Here is a 17,807-nt window from a genome sequence, read left to right as displayed (position 1 = left end):
GATTGTCTGATAAATTGTTAAAGAGCAGTGAGTTAGGCGCTTTCGCTTGCTAACTCGAGGTGGCGTATATTACGCTTTCCTCTTTCAGAGTCAACCCTAATTTTCAGGATTTTTTCTCTGCGACCCCCGGATACTCTGTGAAGTTGTTCACATGTTCCGTGTCGATGGAGGCGCATTATAGGGAGTTCCTCGCAGGCCGCAACAGGTATTTTCAGCAAAAACGATCGTTCGCTGCATTCCACAGCAAAACCCCACCTTATACCCACTTGCACACAGTGTTATCCACAGATGCGATTTGCACGGAAAATTTACGAGCGCCACGCAAACGTTTTCGCTACAATTCCCCGCGACGAAACGATCCCCCTTTTTATGGGGGCGCTACCTGAATATGTGCCTGACCCTCCCTTTATAAGGCAAAAAAACCTTCCTTATAGAGAGAACGAGGTGGACATTCACGTAACGCTCTTTAATTGCGACTCAAAGCCAAGGGATAAAACCATGCAACAACCTCGTCCAATCCGCCGGGCCCTGCTCAGCGTGTCTGACAAAACCGGTATCGTTGAATTCGCCGAAGCGCTTTCCCAGCGCGGCGTTGAACTGCTCTCCACCGGCGGCACCGCTCGTCTGCTGGCAGACGCCGGTCTGCCCGTTACCGAAGTTTCCGACTACACCGGCTTCCCGGAGATGATGGACGGACGAGTTAAGACCCTGCACCCGAAAGTCCACGGCGGCATTCTCGGCCGCCGCGGCCAGGACGACGCCGTCATGAATCAGCATGACATCAAGCCTATCGACATGGTGGTCGTCAATCTGTACCCGTTCGCCCAAACCGTGGCGCGCCCGGATTGCTCGCTGGAAGACGCGGTCGAAAATATCGATATCGGCGGCCCGACCATGGTGCGCTCCGCCGCCAAGAACCATAAAGACGTCGCCATCGTGGTGAAGAGCAGCGACTACGCCGCCATCATTACCGAGATGGACAACAACGACGGCTCGCTGCGCTATGCCACCCGCTTCGATCTCGCCATCAAAGCCTTCGAACACACCGCCGCCTACGACAGCATGATCGCCAACTACTTCGGCGCGCTGGTGCCGGCGTACCACGGCGAGACCGAGCAACCGTCCGGCCGCTTCCCGCGTACCCTGAACCTCAACTACATCAAGAAGCAGGATATGCGCTACGGTGAGAACAGCCACCAGCAGGCCGCCTTCTATATAGAGGAAGAGGTGAAGGAGGCGTCCGTCGCGACCGCCGAGCAGCTGCAGGGCAAAGCATTGTCCTATAACAACATCGCCGATACCGACGCCGCGCTGGAATGCGTGAAAGAGTTCGCCGAACCGGCCTGCGTGATCGTCAAGCACGCCAACCCTTGCGGCGTGGCGATCGGCGACGACATTCTGGCCGCCTACGAGCGCGCTTACCAAACCGACCCGACCTCCGCCTTCGGCGGCATCATCGCCTTTAACCGCGAGCTGGACGCCGCCACCGCGCAGGCGATCATCAGCCGCCAATTCGTGGAAGTGATCATCGCGCCAAACGTCACCCAGGAAGCGCGCTCCCTGCTGGCCGCCAAACAGAACGTGCGCGTGCTGGCCTGCGGCCAGTGGCAGCAACGCGTGGCGGGGCTGGACTTCAAGCGCGTCAACGGCGGCCTGCTGGTGCAGGATCGCGATCTGGGCATGGTAACCGCCGCCGATCTGCGCGTGGTATCCGAGCGCCAGCCGACCGAGCAGGAACTGCGTGATGCGCTGTTCTGCTGGAAAGTGGCCAAGTTCGTGAAATCCAACGCCATCGTTTATGCGCGTGACAACATGACCATCGGCATAGGCGCCGGCCAGATGAGCCGCGTTTACTCCGCCAAGATCGCCGGCATCAAAGCGGGCGACGAAGGGCTGGAAGTAAAAGGCTCCGCCATGGCCTCCGACGCCTTCTTCCCGTTCCGCGACGGCATCGATGCCGCCGCGGCGGTTGGCATCACCTGCGTGATCCAGCCTGGCGGCTCAATCCGTGACGACGAAGTGATCGCCGCCGCCAACGAACACGGCATCGCGATGATCTTCACCGACATGCGTCACTTCCGCCATTAATTCCTTTTGCCGCGTGCGCTCCGGCGCACGCCATTCGTGGAGCCCCTGATGAACATTTTGATTATCGGCAACGGCGGGCGCGAACACGCGCTGGCCTGGAAAGCCGCCCAGTCTCCGCTGGCGGACAAAGTCTACGTCGCGCCGGGTAATGCCGGCACCGCGCTGGAAGCCAATCTGGAAAACGTGGCGATCGCCGCCACCGACATCCCCGCCCTGGTCGCGTTCGCCCAGAGCCATGACATCGGTCTGACCATCGTTGGGCCGGAAGCGCCGCTGGTGATCGGCGTGGTCGACGCCTTCCAGGCCGCCGGTCTGAAAATCTTCGGCCCATCACAGGCCGCCGCGCAGCTCGAAGGCTCCAAAGCCTTCACCAAAGATTTCCTGGCGCGCCACCGCATCCCGACCGCCGAATATGAAAACTTCACCGAGGTGGAGCCGGCGCTAGCCTATGTGCGCCGCAAAGGCGCGCCGATCGTCATCAAGGCTGATGGCCTGGCGGCCGGTAAAGGCGTGATCGTCGCGATGACGCTGCAGGAAGCGGAAGAAGCCGTGCGTGACATGCTGGCCGGCAACGCCTTCGGCGACGCCGGTCATCGCATCGTAGTGGAAGAGTTCCTCGACGGCGAAGAAGCCAGCTTCATCGTGATGGTCGATGGCGAGAACGTGGTGCCGATGGCCACCAGCCAGGACCACAAGCGCGTCGGCGACGGCGATACCGGCCCGAACACCGGCGGCATGGGGGCCTACTCTCCAGCGCCGGTCGTGACCGACGAAATCCACCAGCGTGCCATGGACCAGGTGATCTGGCCGACGGTGCGCGGCATGGCGGCGGAAGGCAATACCTACGTCGGCTTCCTGTACGCCGGCCTGATGATCTCCGCCGACGGCCAGCCGAAGGTGATCGAATTCAACTGCCGTTTTGGCGATCCGGAAACTCAGCCGATCATGCTGCGCCTGCGCTCCGATCTGGTGGAACTGTGCCTGGCGGGTGCCGAAGGCCGCCTGAACGAGAAAAGCTCTGACTGGGACGAACGCCCTGCGCTCGGCGTGGTGCTGGCAGCCGGCGGTTATCCGGGCGACTATCGCAACGGTGAGGTTATCCAGGGGCTACCGCAGCAGGAAAGCGCCGACGGTAAGGTCTTCCACGCCGGTACGCGCCTGCAGGGCGATGACGTCGTCACCAGCGGCGGCCGCGTGCTGTGCGTGACGGCGCTGGGCGACACCGTGGCGCAGGCGCAGCAACGCGCTTATCAGCTGGCGGAAGGCATCCAGTGGCCAGGCAGCTTCTGCCGTAAAGATATCGGTTATCGCGCGATTGCGCGCGGCAAGTGATTTGACCTGATAAGATCATGACAAGAGGCTCCGCAGCGCGGGGCCTTTTTTATAGTTGGTCTTCTTTCGGTTCCCAGCTGCAGAAATCGTCGTTCGCCACCAGCAGCAGTTCGCTGCCTTCCGGCGCTTCCAGCCAGGCGACGCTCACCGGCCGGCTGCTGCTGCGGGCACGCTTCTCGATCCAGACGATGGAGGCGGCATCCAGTCCCGGTTTCATGCTTTGGCCGTCGCAGGTTTGCACCTCGCCCTGCATCCAACGCCCCTGCAGCAATTTCACCTTGCCGGCGCGCAGCGCATTGCTCACTTCGAGGATCCGTCGCGCCTGATATTGATACAGGGCAATTTCATCGCGGGTCAGCGGTTCGCGGCGTGTCGCCAGTTGGCGCTGCATAAAGCTCACCGTGCCGTCGTCGGCAAAGCGCAGCTGAATGGAATCTCGATCGCCGTCGGCGTCGTTACGTTTGATTTGGCGCAGCACGTCGCCCTGATAGGTGTACAGCGTGGTAATGGTGCCCGGGCCGCGGTAAGGGCTGTAGACGCTGACCAACACTTGCGGACGATGTTGCTCATCGTCTTTACGCCACAGACGTATCACGCCCTGATCGGCCACGAAGCCGCTGGCGGTAAAACTGGGGATATCGGAATGGAAACTGCAGGCGCTCAGGCCGACGGCGATGCCAACGGCCATGAGCGCCCGACGAGTAAACAAAAGGGGCGCCATCGCCCCCCTGTTTAATCTTTTCACCGAGGCGCGGTCTTATTTAACGGCGTCTTTCAGTGCTTTGCCAGAAACGAACGCAGGCACGTTGGCTGCTGCGATTTTGATTTCTTTGCCAGTCTGTGGGTTGCGGCCAGTGCGCTCGCTACGATGGTTTACTTTGAAAGTACCGAAGCCAACCAATTGTACTGCATCACCTTCTTTCAGAGACTCAGTAATTGCAGCCAGGGTGGATTCCAGAGCCAGTTTAGCTTGTGCTTTGGAAAGGTCAGCCTTGTCCGCGATTACATCAATCAGTTGAGTCTTGTTCATAAGTTATCCTTACAGTGTGTTTATCGTTTGCAAAGCATCGAGTGCGACGGATATGCCGATTGACAGCACTCTCCTGCATACACGCACCGATAGCCACTTTTTTTACGCCCCCCAAATGTAGACCAGACAGGGTGCGGATGTGAAGCCTTAAGGCATGACAAATCAGGCGTTAAATCACGTTTTGTTGCCTTATTGCGCTAAATTTATCCCGATGTTGCTGACACCGGCCTCTCGCAGGTCGGATCGCAGCCCCTTGATCAGGTCTAAATCGCGCTCTTCACAGGCGTCCAACAGGCGGAAAATTTCCCATTGAATGTCCCATTCTTCCTCTACCGCCGGCAAACTTTCCAACTCTTCGTCGGTCATTTCCTTACCGGCTTGGGTCATTTCCAACATCGCCACGGTGCGAATCGATGTTTCGCTGATGGCGATGGCGTGCTCCAGCGTCTCCCCGCCGAGCCGCGAATGGATCAGTTCCCCTAATGCGATACAGGCATCAATTGCCGGGTAAACGCCGTAAAGATCGTAATCTTCCGCCGACGGAATCGCCTCTTCCAACTTCTCGAGCTGGCTGTCGAAGTTGACCTTGGCATCCTTCACCACCAGCGTTTCCCACACCAAATCCAGAATGCGGCGATAAACCGCCGGATCGCCGAACTCGGTCTGTTTGCAGAACATCTGGTAATTCGGGTACATACGCTCGCACAAACTGGCCATAAAGGTCAAATGTTGCCAGCCCTCGAGCCGTTCCAGACGTAAATGAATCGGGTTACGTAGCATGCTTTACTCTCTTACGCGTTATCTGCGGCGCAGTGTACCCGAAATCGCTCATGGCGACACCTCCGGATGCTGCTGCAACCACCGCTGAAACGCCGGACGGCGCGAAGCGATGGCGTCGGCCCAACGGGTCGGCTCCGGCAAACGGTAGCCCGCCATGCAGCGCTGCACCCACGCCAGCGCGCTGTCGGCACCCACGCGGTGACCGGTAGAGATGAACAGCGGGTTGCAACGCGCCTTGCTGCGCCATACCCAACCCAGCTGTTCACCCTTATCTTCCAACGGCGCCAGCGCGCCGACGGCGGCGTCCAGCGGCGCGAATTTGCCGCACAGGCGCTTCTTGGCCACGCCGATGGTCGGCACATCGACCAGCAGGCCGAAATGGCTGGCGACGCCAAGGCGCCGCGGATGTGAAACGCCGTGGCCATCAACGAAGATCAGCCCCGGTTTTTGCCGCAGCTGCGCCCAGGCGGCCAGCAGCGCCGGGTATTCGCGAAACGACAGGAAACCCGGGATATAAGGCATGACGGTAGCGATGCGCGCCACCTGATACTCCACCAGCTCCAGCGACGGATAGCGCAGGATGGCGATGGCGGCGCGCGTCACCGCGCCCTCTTGCTCGAAGCCCACATCGGCGCCGGCGATGAACGCCGGCGGTTCGGCCGGCAGATCGTCGTAGCGAATGACTTCAGCGGCGCGCCGCAGCTGTTCGGCGCGCAGAGCCGCCATATCGGTCACATCGGATCCTTAACGGTGGTATTTCGCCGACTGCGCGTGTACCGCCTCGACGAAGGCCCCGGCGTGCTCCGGTGGCACATCCTGATGGATGCCGTGGCCCAGGTTGAACACATGACCGTTGCCGTGGCCGAAACCGGCCAGAATGGTCTCCACTTCGTCCGCGATGCGCGCCGGAGAAGCATAAAGCATCGACGGATCCATATTGCCCTGCAGCGCCACTTTGTCGCCCACGCGCCGACGCGCGTCGGCGATATCGGTGGTCCAGTCCAGCCCCAGCGCATCGCAGCCGGTGGCGGCCATCGCCTCCAGCCACTGCCCGCCGCCTTTGGTAAACAGCGTCACCGGCACGCGGCGGCCGTCATTTTCACGCAGCAGGCCATCGACGATCTTGTGCATGTAGTGCAACGAGAACTCGCGGTAATCGCGCCCGGTCAGCACGCCGCCCCAGGTGTCGAACACCATCACCGACTGCGCGCCGGCCTTGATCTGGGCGTTGAGGTACAGGATCACGCTGTCCGCCAGCTTGTCCAGCAACAGGTGCAGCGTGGCCGGTTCGGCATACATCATCTTCTTCAGCTTGGTGAAGGCCTTGCTGCTGCCGCCCTCAACCATATAGGTAGCCAGCGTCCACGGGCTGCCGGAGAAGCCGATCAGCGGCACTTCGCCCTTTAGCTCGCGGCGAATGGTGCGCACCGCGTTCATCACATAGCCCAGCTCCACTTCCGGATCGAACACCGGCAGTTTGTCGACGTCGGCGCGGCAGGTGACGGGGGAGCTGAAACGCGGGCCTTCGCCGGCTTCAAAGTACAGGCCGAGCCCCATGGCGTCGGGAATGGTGAGAATATCGGAGAACAGGATGGCGGCGTCCAGCGCATAGCGGCGCAGCGGCTGCAGCGTAACCTCACAGGCCAGCTCCGCGTTCTTGCACAGCGACATGAAATCACCGGCCTGGGCGCGAGTCGCCTTGTACTCCGGTAAATAACGACCGGCCTGGCGCATCATCCATACGGGGGTCACATCCACCGGCTGGCGCAACAGCGCGCGCAGGTAACGATCGTTCTTCAACTCAGTCATTTATGGGGCTCCCTTAATAATCTGCCGGCCATTGTACATTATTCTGCCCGGCACAGCGCCACGGTGTCCTCAATCAACCGGCGCGCCACGGTGCCGGGCGGCGGCAACAGCGGCAGTTGGTCGTAACGATACCAGCCGGCATTGAGCAGCTCCTTGGGATCGTGACGAATCTCACCCTGGTGGTAATCGGCCATAAAGGCCATCATCAGCGAGTGCGGAAACGGCCAGGGTTGTGACGTGACGTAGCGCAGGTTCTTGATTTCAATATTGCTCTCTTCCATCACTTCGCGCGCCACCGCTTGCTCCAGCGTTTCGCCCACTTCGACGAAGCCGGCCAGCACCGTGTGAATGCCGCCGCGATGGCGCACGTGCTGCGCCAGCAGGATCTGATCCTCGCGCCGAATGGCGACGATCACGCAGGGCGCGATCTGCGGGTAGTAGCGTTCTTTGCAATGGCCGCACAGGCAGGCGCTTTCGGTGCGGCTGAGGTGCATCTCATGGCCGCAGTAGCCGCAATAGCGATGGGAGCGGTAGAAGTCCGCCAGCTGCACGCCGCGCCCGGCCAGCTGGAACAGACCGCGATCCTGATCCAACAGCTGACGCACCGACCCCATCTCCCGCGGCATCGCCTGGCGCACCAGCCAGACCGGCGCGCCCTCCCACTCACCGATGACGCGCGCCATATGGCCCTGCAGCCCGAGGGCGGCGGCAGTCCCCGACGGCAATTCACCGTTCGGTAACCAAAGTTTGCTTTCATGGCTGACGATCCACCAGCCGTTTTCATTGCCCGTTAATGCAAGTTCCATATCGTTGTTGCACAACCTCAGCTTCACTGGCACTCTACAAATCGGCTTTGTTACATTTTAATAACTTACCGGTTACTTTTGTTACTTACACGGAGTCAAACATGCTCAACCGTTTGGAAAGGCTGACTCAGCGCGTTGGCGGTAGTAATGAATTAGTTGATCAATGGCTTCAGGCCCGCAAGCAGTTGCTGGTCGCCTACTGCACGCTGGTAGGCCTCAAACCGAATAAAGAAAAGCATACGCCGCTGAATGAAAAAGCGCTGGAGAACTTTTGCCACAACCTGGTGGATTACCTCTCCGCAGGGCATTTTCATATCTATGACAGAATTATCAAACAAGTGGAAGGCGCAGCCAGTCCGAAAATGTCGCTGGCGGTGAACATCTACCCCAAGCTGTGGGCCAATACCGAACAGATCATGGCGTTCCACGATCGCTATACCGAAGTGGATATCGATCAGGAAGTTTGTCTGGAATTCCACCAGGCCTTGTCGGATATCGGCGAAACGTTGGCGGCGCGCTTTGCGCTGGAAGATAAGCTGATCCAACTGGAAGCGGAAGCCGCGCAGCAACCGCTGCCGGACCAGACACTGGATCCGGCGCGTTAAAATTTTATAGTTTTTTTTCTTATCCCTCCTATACTGGGGGGCATCTTGTCGGAGTGCCTAGCGCCTGATTTGTTCATCGAATCAGCCAGGCTGAGACCGTTAATTCGGGATCCGCGGAACCTGATCGGGTTAATACCCGCGAAGGGAACAAGAGTAATCTATCGCCACAGGCACGGCCTTCCCCTTGCGGGCGCCCTGCCTTATCGGCCACCATCATTACTCCCTCCGAGCTCCAGACAAGCAACTTTCCCAACCCAACACACTGGTAGGAACTTGCTATGTCTAACGTTAATCCACCGCGCGCCCGTAAAGCGCAACGCGAAGCCGCCCAGCAGTTTATCGACACGCTGCAAGGCATGGCTTTCCCGAACTCACGCCGCATCTATCTCCAGGGCTCGCGCGGCGATATCCAGGTGCCGATGCGCGAAATTCAGCTCAGCCCGACCCTGCTCGGCGGCAGCAAAGATAGCCCGCAGTATGAACTCAACGAGGCGATTCCGGTGTATGACACCGCCGGCCCCTACGGCGATCCGCAGGCCGAGCTCGACGTGCACGCCGGCCTGGCCAAGCTGCGCGCCGGCTGGATCGACGCGCGCGGCGATACCACGACGCTCAGCGGCGCCAGCTCCGGCTTCACCCAGCAGCGGTTGGCGGACGAGGGGCTGGATCACCTGCGCTTCGAGCATCTGCCGCTGCCGCGCAAAGCGCTGCCGGGCAAGCGCGTGACCCAGCTGCACTATGCCCGCGCCGGTATCATCACCCCGGAGATGGAGTTCATCGCCATCCGTGAAAACATGGGGCGCGAACGCATTCGCGGCGAGGTGCTGCGCCACCAGCATCCGGGCCAAGGCTGGGGCGCCAACCTGCCGGACAACATCACGCCGGAGTTCGTGCGCCAGGAAGTGGCCGCCGGCCGCGCCATCATTCCCGCCAACATCAATCACCCGGAGGCAGAGCCGATGATCATCGGCCGCAATTTCCTGGTGAAGGTGAACGCCAATATCGGCAACTCGGCGGTCACGTCGTCGATTGAAGAAGAGGTGGAGAAGCTGGTGTGGGCCACCCGCTGGGGCGCAGACACCGTGATGGATCTCTCCACCGGCCGCTATATTCACGAAACTCGCGAATGGATCCTGCGCAACAGCCCGGTGCCCATCGGCACCGTGCCGATCTACCAGGCGCTGGAGAAGGTCAACGGCGTGGCGGAAAACCTCACCTGGGAGATGTTCCGCGATACGCTGCTGGAACAGGCGGAACAAGGGGTCGATTATTTCACCATCCACGCCGGCGTGCTGCTGCGCTACGTGCCGATGACCGCCAAACGCCTGACCGGCATCGTGTCCCGCGGCGGCTCGATCATGGCCAAATGGTGTCTGTCGCACCATCAGGAAAACTTCCTCTATCAGCACTTCCGCGAAATCTGCGAGATCTGCGCCGCCTACGACGTTTCGCTGTCGCTCGGCGACGGCCTGCGCCCCGGCTCGATTCAGGACGCCAACGACGAGGCCCAGTTCGCCGAGCTGCATACGCTGGGTGAGCTGACCAAAATCGCCTGGGAATACGACGTGCAGGTGATGATCGAAGGCCCGGGCCACGTGCCGATGCAGATGATCCGCCGCAACATGACCGAAGAGCTGGAACACTGCCACGAAGCGCCGTTCTACACCCTCGGCCCGCTGACCACCGATATCGCCCCGGGCTATGACCATTTCACTTCCGGCATCGGCGCGGCGATGATCGGCTGGTTCGGCTGCGCCATGCTGTGTTACGTCACGCCGAAAGAGCACCTCGGCCTGCCGAACAAAGAAGACGTCAAACAGGGCCTGATCACCTACAAGATCGCCGCTCACGCCGCCGATCTGGCCAAAGGCCATCCGGGCGCGCAGATCCGCGATAACGCCATGTCCAAGGCGCGTTTCGAATTCCGCTGGGAAGATCAGTTCAATCTGGCGCTCGATCCGGCCACCGCGCGCGCCTATCACGACGAAACCCTGCCGCAGGAATCCGGCAAGGTCGCCCACTTCTGCTCGATGTGCGGGCCGAAATTCTGCTCGATGAAGATTTCGCAGGAGGTGCGCGACTACGCCGCCGCCCAGGAGGTCGCCAAGCCGATCGAAGTGCAGCTGACCGGCATGGAGAAAATGTCCGCCGAGTTCCGCGCCCGCGGCAGCGAGCTGTATCACAGCGCCGGCCCCCTGCAAGAGGAGACAAGCAATGACTGATATCACGACCCCCTTCCCGGCGACGCCCTACAAACTGGGGCTCTACCCGGTCGTCGACAGCGTGGAATGGATCGCTCGCCTGCTTGAGGCCGGCGTCACCACCATCCAGCTGCGCATCAAGGATTTGCCTGACGAGCAGGTCGAAGAGGATATCGCCGCCGCCATCGCGCTGGGCCAGCGTTATCAGGCGCGGCTGTTCATCAACGACTACTGGCGGCTGGCGATCAAGCACGGCGCCTACGGCGTGCATCTGGGCCAGGAAGATCTTGATACCACCGATCTGGCGGCCATTCACCGCGCCGGGTTGCGGCTCGGCGTGTCCACCCATGACGACGCCGAACTGGCGCGCGCGCTGGCGGTGAAACCGTCCTACATCGCGCTGGGGCACATCTTCCCCACCCAAACCAAAGACATGCCTTCGGCGCCGCAGGGGCTGACGGAGTTGAAACGCCACATCGCCGGCCTGGCGGATTACCCGACGGTGGCGATCGGCGGGATCAGTATCGATCGCGTACCGGCGGTGCTGGCGTGCGGCGTCGGCAGCGTCGCGGTGGTCAGCGCCATCACCCAGGCGCCGGACTGGCGCGCGGCGACGGCCGAGCTGCTGCGGCTGATCGAAGGCGAGGATCCGAACGATGCTTAACGATCAGGAATTCCTGCGCTACAGCCGCCAACTGCTGCTGGAGGACGTCGGCCCGGAAGGCCAGGAGAAACTCAAGCGCGCCACGGTGCTGATCGTCGGTTTGGGCGGGCTCGGCTCCCCGGCTTCGCTGTATCTGGCCGCCGCCGGCGTCGGCACGCTGCTGTTGGCCGACGACGACCAGCTGCACGTCACCAACCTGCAGCGTCAAATCCTCTACCGCAGCGCCGATACCGCCACCGGTAAGGCGGCGCTGGCGCAACGCCATCTGCAGGCGCTGAACCCATTGGTGGAATCCATCCCGCTGGCGCAGCGGCTGCAAGGGCAAGCGCTGCGCGACGCGGTCGCCCGCGCCGATTTGGTGCTGGACTGCTGCGACAATATGGCGACCCGCCATGAGGTCAATGCCGCCTGCATCGCCGCCGCCAAGCCGCTGATCAGCGGCAGCGCGGTCGGCTTCAGCGGCCAGTTGCTGGTGCTCGAGCCGCCCTATGCACACGGCTGTTACGCCTGCCTGTACCCGGAGCAGGAAGAGCCGCAGCGCAACTGCCGCACCGCCGGGGTACTCGGCCCGGTGGTCGGCGTGATCGGCACCCTGCAAGCGCTGGAGGCCATCAAGATGCTGGCCGGCATGCCTTCCTCCCTCAGCGGGAAACTGCGGCTGTTCGACGGCAAGCAGCAGAGTTGGAGCACGCTGCAACTGAGCCAGGCCCGCGCCTGCCCGGTATGCGGAGGCGCGGCATGAAGATCCGTCTTAACGATCAGCCGCTGGAGCTGGCGCAGCCGCTCAGCGTTGCCGCCCTGCTGACCCAGCTGGAACGCCACCAGCCGGGCACCGCGCTGGCGATCAACCAAACCATCATCCCGCGCGCCGACTGGGCCGACCACCAGGTGCAGGACGGTGACGATATTTTACTGTTTCAAGCGATCGCCGGAGGCTGACATGCTGAAAATCGCCGATACCACTTTTACCTCGCGCCTGTTCACCGGCACCGGCAAGTTCGCCACCCCGGCATTGATGCTGGAGGCGCTGGCGGCCTCCGGTTCACAGCTGGTGACCATGGCCATGAAGCGCGTCGATCTGCGCGGCGGCAACGACGCCATTTTGGCGCCGCTGCAGCAGTTGGGCGTCAGGCTGTTGCCCAACACCTCCGGCGCCAAAACCGCCGCCGAAGCGGTGTTCGCCGCCCGGCTGGCACGTGAAGCGCTCGGCACCCGCTGGGTGAAGCTGGAGATCCATCCCGATGTGAAATACCTGCTGCCTGATCCGATAGAAACGCTGAAGGCGGCGGAAACGCTGGTGAAAGACGGTTTTGTGGTGCTGCCCTACTGCGGCGCCGATCCGGTGCTGTGCAAACGGCTGGAAGAGGCGGGCTGCGCGGCGGTGATGCCGCTCGGCGCCCCTATCGGCTCCAACCGCGGTCTGCGCACCCGTGACTTCCTCGAGATCATCATCGAACAGGCCAAAGTGCCGGTGGTGGTCGACGCCGGCATCGGCGCGCCAAGCCACGCGCTGGAAGCGATGGAGCTGGGCGCCGACGCGGTGCTGGTGAATACCGCCATCGCCGTGGCGCGCGACCCGGTGCAAATGGCGCGGGCGTTTCGTCAGGCGCTGGAGGCCGGCGAACTGGCGCGCAGCGCCGGACTGGGCGCCAGCCAGCGCGGGGCGGTCGCCTCCAGCCCGCTGACCGCCTTCCTCACTCAGCCAGAGGAGGCACAGTGATGGGCGACGATTTCAGTAGCCGCTGGCAACAGCTGGATTGGGACGATATTACGCTGCGCATCAACGGCAAAACCGCGCGCGACGTGGAACGCGCGTTGAACGCCGACAAGCTGACGCGCGACGACTTTATGGCGCTGATCTCCCCCGCCGCCGCGCCGTATCTGGAACCGCTGGCGCAGCGCGCGCAGCAGCTGACCCGTCAGCGGTTCGGCAACGTCGTTAGCTTCTATGTGCCGCTGTACCTCTCTAACCTGTGCGCCAACGACTGCACCTACTGCGGCTTTTCGATGAGCAACCGCATCAAGCGCAAAACGCTGGATGCGGCGGAGATCGCACGCGAGTGCGAAGCCATCAAGGCGCTGGGGTTCGAACACCTGTTGCTGGTCACCGGCGAGCATCAGACCAAGGTCGGCATGGACTATTTCCGCCGGCACATTCCGGCGATCCGCAGCCACTTCAGCTCGCTGATGATGGAAGTGCAGCCGCTGGCGCAGGACGAGTACGCCGAACTCAAAACGCTGGGCCTGGACGGCGTGCTGGTGTACCAGGAAACCTACCATCCGGCCACCTATCTGCAGCATCACCTGCGCGGCCAGAAGCAGGATTTCCATTGGCGCCTGGCCACGCCGGATCGCCTGGGGCGCGCCGGGATCGACAAGATTGGCCTCGGCGCGTTGATCGGCCTCTCCAACAGCTGGCGCACTGACTGTTACCTGCTGGCGGAACATCTGTTCTACCTGCAGCAAACTTACTGGCAGAGCCGCTACTCGATCTCGTTCCCGCGTCTGCGCCCCTGCGCCGGCGGCATTGAACCGGCGTCGATCATGAGCGAGCCTCAACTGGTGCAGCTGATCTGCGCCTTCCGGCTGTTCGCGCCGGACGTTGAGCTGTCACTGTCTACGCGTGAGTCGCCGTACTTCCGCGATCATATGATCCCGGTGGCGATCAACAGCGTCAGCGCCGGCTCCAAGACGCAGCCCGGCGGCTATGCCGATGACGTGCCGCCGGAGCTGGAACAGTTCGAACCACACGACGGCCGCACGCCGCAGCAGGTCGCCGAGGCCATCAGCAACGCCGGGCTGCAGCCGGTGTGGAAAGACTGGGACGGTTATCTGGGACGCGGTGCGCAATAAGCGGCAACGTTTGCCGCCGCGTGAAGAAAACGCTGGAGCGGCCGCGCAATGCTGAACGCTGATGCTGGCGTCGGCCGGGGCCGTCTCCCTCTCGATGGCCCCGCCTTATCCCATCCCGGATCGCGCAGAGACTCTCTGCGCGACTCCGGTTCCTCCTTGGATTTGCGCCGGCGGGGCATGCGGACAGGCCGTTTTGGCGACTCGGCTGACAGGAGAAACTGCGTTCTGCAATAACTCAGAGTGAGATTCAAAGGGCGACGGTTACAACAGAAAGTGGAGAGCGTGGAAAAAGAAGGCACTGCAAAGAAGATGCGCGACAAGAGAAGCTTGAAGGATAATCCCCGGTGCTGCCAATGGCCCTGGTGCTGGCCGCGGATCTTTTTGCCGCCTGCTCCCTGCTTACGGACAAGAGCAGGCGGTTTATTTTGTGAGACTGGCACCCCCCCAGGACGCGAATCACACAGTATGTGCGCTAATTAACCACATAAACGGCGAAATGTGAATGTCTTTTGAGTGTTTTTTTTATTCATGATCGAGTGTGTTTTGAGTTTGCCAAGGAAAATCAAACTGATATCACCGCAATACCCGAGGCTTCATCTATAATCCAGCACGGGTCCTCAAACAGGTTTTTCAACGCTCGCGGTTAACATCAAAAAAGCCAAGGTTGTCATGAAGAAAACGCCAAATTACATCGATGCAATCAGCGCGTTGCTCACTCTGAAAGGAGTTGGCGACAGAAAACATGCCTCCACGATGGCCAACATACTGAACCTTCAGTACAACAGCGCCAAACAGAAGCTGGATGGCAAAAGGGGCATCACCCTCGATGAAGTCAAAAAGGTTTTCCAGTATTTCAACGAGCCGTTTGCCGGCCAACGGACACATAACGGCGTGTTTATCATGAACAGCATTCACAAGCGCTGCAACATTGAGGTCGACGAGCGCCCGGTCACGCAAGCGGACAACGACGAAACTTACGCCTACAAAAAGGACGACCTTTTCATCATCAACACCAATCGGGAATATGCAGCCGATGCCCCGCTGTATAAAGTCAACAAGATAGACTTTCTGCCGGCCCCGCGTATCGCGATCCTGGATAATGACGGCGATATTCTCGAACTGTTGAAGAAGATCGCCAGCCGCTACGGCATCGAAACTGAGACCTTTCAGACGGCGGACGCCATGCTGGCCGCGCTGGAGCAGCAGTCCTTTGAGGCGTTTATTTTGGACTGGCTGTTGGACTTCGGCGAGACTTCCGAACGTGTCGTGAAGAAAATTAAAGACGCCCTCGATCCGCACGCCCGCATCATCATTCTGACCGGCCAGCTGAATCACTACGAGAAAAACATCGGCGATATGATCCTGCACTATGACGTGCACCTGGTGGAAAAACCGACCAAGCCGCTGATTATCTCCTCGCTGTTGCTGTCGAACCTATTCTTTAATTAGTTTGATCGGGATGCGGATCAAAAACGATGAGCCAACCCCTTCGACGGATTTGACCTTGATGGCGCCTTTCATCGTCGTGACGTAATTTTTGATAATGGTCAGCCCCAGCCCCAACCCCTGCCGCGTTTCCCTTTCCAGCCCCTGATTGAACGCCTTATATAACCGATCCAGATTATCGACGTTAAACCCGATGCCGGTGTCTTTGACCCGCAAATACAGATTGCCGTGACACACCTTCACATTGAGGACGATCGCGCCGTGGTGGGTAAATTTGTCCGCGTTGCTGAGCAGGTTGGCCAATATTCGGTAGAGCTTGTATTTATCAGAACCAATCAGGCCGGCATAAGACGAACGGTGGATCACGAGCCGATTGCCTCGCCCGGCGCCGATGCCGGTTACGGCATCCTCCACCACCTCATTCAGCCGGAAGGTGGAAATATTGATTTTAACTTCTCCCATCTCAAGCCGAGAATAATCCATCACCTCGCGCGTTTGTTCGGCGATCTTGTTGCCGTGATAGGAGATCAGGCGGGCTTCTTTTTTCAACTCTTCCTGCGCTAGCTCGTGTTCCATGATATCCGCGGCAATGACGATGGCCTGGGTCGAGCCGGCGATCTCGTGGTAGATGGAAGAGATAAAGATGTTCTTGTTCTTGATGATCTCTTTCAACGAGAAGGCATTTCTCAGCACCAGGAACATCATCAGGAACACCAAAATCAGCGAAAAGAGAGCGAACATCTCGGCTTTACTCGAGTTGTCCTGGATGATGCCTTTCACTTCGGTAAAGTTTTTAATCTGTATCCGATAAATAATTTCCTGGATATCGACCAGCGTGCCCTCGATATCATCCATATAAGAGAGAATGTCCGCCTTGTTTTTCTGCCCCACCAGCAAGCCGGCAGAAAGATCGTCCAACGTGCGATACTGCTGCTTCAGCAGCGCAACATTTTTGATGAACTCGTCGTCGTAATAAAAAGAGTCGCTGAAGGTCGAACGGCTCTCCAGGATCTGAATCTTCGAGTAGAAGATTTTCTTTTTGATCTGGAAGGCGTCGTAATCGTTGTTTTCACTGAGCAACAGCGCGGTTTTGGTCCTTTCAAACGCCAGAAACAGGATCTCGGCCACCGAGTAGTTGTCCAGGTTGGGCTCGATCTGCTTATAGCGCTCTTTTACGCCGCCGAAATTAATGGCAATCAACAAAATCAATAAGGAGAAGATGGCAACCAACGCGATAAGAGTACCGATCAGTTTTTTGCTCATCTTATTTCAGCTCCAACCTTTTAACTTGCCAGACGGTTTTCGCATTCACATCCAGGTTATTCAGCTCAGCATAGCCATCGCGCGGATAAATAATGGCGAACGGCCCCAGCTCACCAACGTCGATCGGCTTGCCGCCGCGCTGGTAGGCGACGATCACACGGTATTTAATCATCTCGTCAATCGGCATCGAATAAGAGTAATCATCCCAGGCGAAAGCGCGCACCGACTGGCCTTTCAGGTGATAGGCTTTCACTAACTCCGCAAACTCAACGCCGGTGAACATATCTTCCGGGGTGAAATTGGTCGAGGTTTTAATCGTGTGCTGCGGCATCGCCGCCAGCATCTGCCGGGTTATCTTGATCTTCTCGCCATCGAGCGGTTTCAGGTAAAAATAGTCAACGGCCGCATACAGCGGCGTGCTGAACAGCGAAAGCAGCAGTAACGTCATCAATCCTTTGATTGTCATTATTCACCCTCTTTACGTTTTACCAGTTCGGCCTGGCCGAATTCATCCTGCCCGACCACGGCCCAACCGTGATGTTGATAAAAGCCTTCGGCTTTGGAGCCGGGATCGGTGGTTAAGTGGATCGCTTCGGCGCCGCGCTCAAACATCCAGGCGGTGACCCGCGCCAACAAGGCGGAGCCGATCCCCTTCGACTGGTATTCCGGCTTCACGAACAGGCCGCCGATCAGCGGTTCAGGGATGAATAACCCGAAGCCAACGCCGGCATAGTCGTCGCCATGCTTGCAGATCCAGCCGCCGCCCTGGTTGATGTCCTCCAGCGCCTGCCTGCGCTGCAGATACTGGATCTGATGCGGGTGCAGCAGGTTTTCCTCAACGGAAAAGCGGATCTCATACAGGTAAGGCAGGTGTTGCGCCGTCAATTTTTCGAAGGTAATGAGGCTGTCCATGTTCGCACTGTCCTTGGT

Annotated in this window: 19 protein-coding genes and 1 riboswitch; of the genes, 10 read left to right on the top strand and 9 right to left on the bottom strand. The window is 59.8% G+C overall.

Annotated elements, in window-relative coordinates:
* The first annotated feature begins 498 nt into the window (after positions 1-498).
* Together purH and purD are read left to right on the top strand one after the other, a co-directional pair.
* Positions 499-2,088 (top strand): bifunctional phosphoribosylaminoimidazolecarboxamide formyltransferase/IMP cyclohydrolase, encoded by a 1,590-nt coding sequence (purH, locus tag ACJ8KE_RS23405; RefSeq protein ID WP_015376332.1) that lies wholly within the window; start codon positions 499-501, stop codon positions 2,086-2,088.
* 48 nt (positions 2,089-2,136) lie between these two features.
* Positions 2,137-3,420: a phosphoribosylamine--glycine ligase gene (gene purD, locus ACJ8KE_RS23400; protein ID WP_015376331.1), complete on the top strand. Its 1,284-nt coding sequence runs from the start codon at positions 2,137-2,139 to the stop codon at positions 3,418-3,420.
* Between the two features lie 49 nt (positions 3,421-3,469).
* Here the strand turns inward: purD and ACJ8KE_RS23395 are convergent, their stop codons facing one another.
* From ACJ8KE_RS23395 to nudC, 6 genes are all read right to left on the bottom strand, one after another.
* Complete coding sequence (locus ACJ8KE_RS23395) at positions 3,470-4,141, bottom strand: DUF1481 domain-containing protein (RefSeq protein ID WP_028127643.1); 672 nt, start codon at positions 4,139-4,141, stop codon at positions 3,470-3,472.
* A 36-nt stretch (positions 4,142-4,177) separates the two neighbouring features.
* Positions 4,178-4,450, bottom strand: a complete 273-nt coding sequence (gene hupA / locus ACJ8KE_RS23390) for a nucleoid-associated protein HU-alpha (protein WP_004929874.1) — start codon at positions 4,448-4,450, stop codon at positions 4,178-4,180.
* A gap of 189 nt (positions 4,451-4,639) precedes the next feature.
* A complete protein-coding gene (locus ACJ8KE_RS23385) occupies positions 4,640-5,230 on the bottom strand; it encodes a YjaG family protein (protein WP_015376329.1) in 591 nt (196 codons plus the stop codon).
* Positions 5,231-5,278: 48 nt separating this feature from the next.
* Entirely contained in the window at positions 5,279-5,965 is a 687-nt protein-coding gene (gene nfi, locus ACJ8KE_RS23380) for a deoxyribonuclease V (protein WP_016929417.1), read from the bottom strand.
* A gap of 9 nt (positions 5,966-5,974) precedes the next feature.
* Positions 5,975-7,039: a uroporphyrinogen decarboxylase gene (gene hemE, locus ACJ8KE_RS23375; RefSeq protein ID WP_016929418.1), complete on the bottom strand. Its 1,065-nt coding sequence runs from the start codon at positions 7,037-7,039 to the stop codon at positions 5,975-5,977.
* Positions 7,040-7,077: 38 nt separating this feature from the next.
* Positions 7,078-7,845: an NAD(+) diphosphatase gene (gene nudC / locus ACJ8KE_RS23370; RefSeq protein WP_028127642.1), complete on the bottom strand. Its 768-nt coding sequence runs from the start codon at positions 7,843-7,845 to the stop codon at positions 7,078-7,080.
* Positions 7,846-7,946: 101 nt separating this feature from the next.
* Here nudC and ACJ8KE_RS23365 point away from each other — a divergent pair, with 101 nt between their 5' ends.
* The 8 genes from ACJ8KE_RS23365 to ACJ8KE_RS23330 all read left to right on the top strand — a co-directional run bounded on the left by ACJ8KE_RS23365 (position 7,947) and on the right by ACJ8KE_RS23330 (position 15,617).
* On the top strand, positions 7,947-8,450 hold the full coding sequence (locus tag ACJ8KE_RS23365; protein WP_016929420.1) for an Rsd/AlgQ family anti-sigma factor: 504 nt from the start codon (positions 7,947-7,949) through the stop codon (positions 8,448-8,450).
* 39 nt (positions 8,451-8,489) lie between these two features.
* Positions 8,490-8,614, top strand: a riboswitch (TPP riboswitch).
* Positions 8,615-8,728: 114 nt separating this feature from the next.
* The gene (gene thiC, locus ACJ8KE_RS23360) at positions 8,729-10,672 is read left to right on the top strand and encodes a phosphomethylpyrimidine synthase ThiC (protein ID WP_442517383.1); all 1,944 of its coding nucleotides are present in this window, start codon (positions 8,729-8,731) and stop codon (positions 10,670-10,672) included.
* Positions 10,665-11,315, top strand: a complete 651-nt coding sequence (thiE, locus tag ACJ8KE_RS23355; protein ID WP_016929422.1) for a thiamine phosphate synthase — start codon at positions 10,665-10,667, stop codon at positions 11,313-11,315. The genes thiC and thiE overlap by 8 nt, the downstream gene beginning before the upstream one ends.
* Positions 11,308-12,057, top strand: coding sequence for a HesA/MoeB/ThiF family protein (locus ACJ8KE_RS23350; protein WP_004929883.1), 750 nt, complete (start codon positions 11,308-11,310; stop codon positions 12,055-12,057). Before thiE ends, ACJ8KE_RS23350 begins: the two co-directional genes overlap by 8 nt.
* Complete coding sequence (gene thiS, locus ACJ8KE_RS23345; protein ID WP_016929423.1) at positions 12,054-12,254, top strand: sulfur carrier protein ThiS; 201 nt, start codon at positions 12,054-12,056, stop codon at positions 12,252-12,254. Before ACJ8KE_RS23350 ends, thiS begins: the two co-directional genes overlap by 4 nt.
* A 1-nt stretch (position 12,255) precedes the next feature.
* Positions 12,256-13,035, top strand: a complete 780-nt coding sequence (locus tag ACJ8KE_RS23340; protein ID WP_097102968.1) for a thiazole synthase — start codon at positions 12,256-12,258, stop codon at positions 13,033-13,035.
* Positions 13,035-14,168 carry a 2-iminoacetate synthase ThiH gene (gene thiH, locus ACJ8KE_RS23335; RefSeq protein WP_016929425.1) on the top strand — a complete coding sequence of 378 codons (1,134 nt, stop codon included), beginning with the start codon at positions 13,035-13,037 and terminating at the stop codon, positions 14,166-14,168. Before ACJ8KE_RS23340 ends, thiH begins: the two co-directional genes overlap by 1 nt.
* 669 nt (positions 14,169-14,837) lie before the next feature.
* Positions 14,838-15,617 carry a helix-turn-helix domain-containing protein gene (locus ACJ8KE_RS23330; protein ID WP_028127641.1) on the top strand — a complete coding sequence of 260 codons (780 nt, stop codon included), beginning with the start codon at positions 14,838-14,840 and terminating at the stop codon, positions 15,615-15,617.
* On the opposite strand, the gene ACJ8KE_RS23325 is transcribed toward ACJ8KE_RS23330, so the two are convergent.
* The 3 genes from ACJ8KE_RS23325 to ACJ8KE_RS23315 are packed head-to-tail and all read right to left on the bottom strand — an operon-like array spanning position 15,603 to position 17,789.
* Positions 15,603-16,877, bottom strand: coding sequence for a sensor histidine kinase (locus ACJ8KE_RS23325; RefSeq protein WP_016929427.1), 1,275 nt, complete (start codon positions 16,875-16,877; stop codon positions 15,603-15,605). The two genes, ACJ8KE_RS23330 and ACJ8KE_RS23325, sit on opposite strands and share 15 nt — an antisense overlap.
* A gap of 1 nt (position 16,878) precedes the next feature.
* Positions 16,879-17,343 (bottom strand): hypothetical protein, encoded by a 465-nt coding sequence (locus tag ACJ8KE_RS23320; RefSeq protein WP_016929428.1) that lies wholly within the window; start codon positions 17,341-17,343, stop codon positions 16,879-16,881.
* A complete protein-coding gene (locus ACJ8KE_RS23315) occupies positions 17,343-17,789 on the bottom strand; it encodes a GNAT family N-acetyltransferase (RefSeq protein WP_016929429.1) in 447 nt (148 codons plus the stop codon). The genes ACJ8KE_RS23320 and ACJ8KE_RS23315 overlap by 1 nt, the downstream gene beginning before the upstream one ends.
* Positions 17,790-17,807: the final 18 nt, after the last annotated feature.

The organism is Serratia sp. CY56464, assembly GCF_052168435.1.
Taxonomy (GTDB): Bacteria; Pseudomonadota; Gammaproteobacteria; order Enterobacterales; family Enterobacteriaceae; genus Serratia; species Serratia marcescens.
Note: the sequence above shows the minus strand (reverse complement) of the source record. Positions and strands in the feature narration are given on the sequence as shown.

Coding starts and splice junctions, on each gene's coding strand:
- purH (WP_015376332.1), top strand. CDS start 499: ATGCAACAACCTCGTCCAATCCGCCGGGCCCTGCTCAGCGTGTCTGAC.
- purD (WP_015376331.1), top strand. CDS start 2,137: ATGAACATTTTGATTATCGGCAACGGCGGGCGCGAACACGCGCTGGCC.
- ACJ8KE_RS23395 (WP_028127643.1), bottom strand. CDS start 4,141: ATGGCGCCCCTTTTGTTTACTCGTCGGGCGCTCATGGCCGTTGGCATC.
- hupA (WP_004929874.1), bottom strand. CDS start 4,450: ATGAACAAGACTCAACTGATTGATGTAATCGCGGACAAGGCTGACCTT.
- ACJ8KE_RS23385 (WP_015376329.1), bottom strand. CDS start 5,230: ATGCTACGTAACCCGATTCATTTACGTCTGGAACGGCTCGAGGGCTGG.
- hemE (WP_016929418.1), bottom strand. CDS start 7,039: ATGACTGAGTTGAAGAACGATCGTTACCTGCGCGCGCTGTTGCGCCAG.
- nudC (WP_028127642.1), bottom strand. CDS start 7,845: ATGGAACTTGCATTAACGGGCAATGAAAACGGCTGGTGGATCGTCAGC.
- ACJ8KE_RS23365 (WP_016929420.1), top strand. CDS start 7,947: ATGCTCAACCGTTTGGAAAGGCTGACTCAGCGCGTTGGCGGTAGTAAT.
- thiC (WP_442517383.1), top strand. CDS start 8,729: ATGTCTAACGTTAATCCACCGCGCGCCCGTAAAGCGCAACGCGAAGCC.
- thiE (WP_016929422.1), top strand. CDS start 10,665: ATGACTGATATCACGACCCCCTTCCCGGCGACGCCCTACAAACTGGGG.
- ACJ8KE_RS23350 (WP_004929883.1), top strand. CDS start 11,308: ATGCTTAACGATCAGGAATTCCTGCGCTACAGCCGCCAACTGCTGCTG.
- thiS (WP_016929423.1), top strand. CDS start 12,054: ATGAAGATCCGTCTTAACGATCAGCCGCTGGAGCTGGCGCAGCCGCTC.
- ACJ8KE_RS23340 (WP_097102968.1), top strand. CDS start 12,256: ATGCTGAAAATCGCCGATACCACTTTTACCTCGCGCCTGTTCACCGGC.
- thiH (WP_016929425.1), top strand. CDS start 13,035: ATGGGCGACGATTTCAGTAGCCGCTGGCAACAGCTGGATTGGGACGAT.
- ACJ8KE_RS23330 (WP_028127641.1), top strand. CDS start 14,838: ATGAAGAAAACGCCAAATTACATCGATGCAATCAGCGCGTTGCTCACT.
- ACJ8KE_RS23325 (WP_016929427.1), bottom strand. CDS start 16,877: ATGAGCAAAAAACTGATCGGTACTCTTATCGCGTTGGTTGCCATCTTC.
- ACJ8KE_RS23320 (WP_016929428.1), bottom strand. CDS start 17,343: ATGACAATCAAAGGATTGATGACGTTACTGCTGCTTTCGCTGTTCAGC.
- ACJ8KE_RS23315 (WP_016929429.1), bottom strand. CDS start 17,789: ATGGACAGCCTCATTACCTTCGAAAAATTGACGGCGCAACACCTGCCT.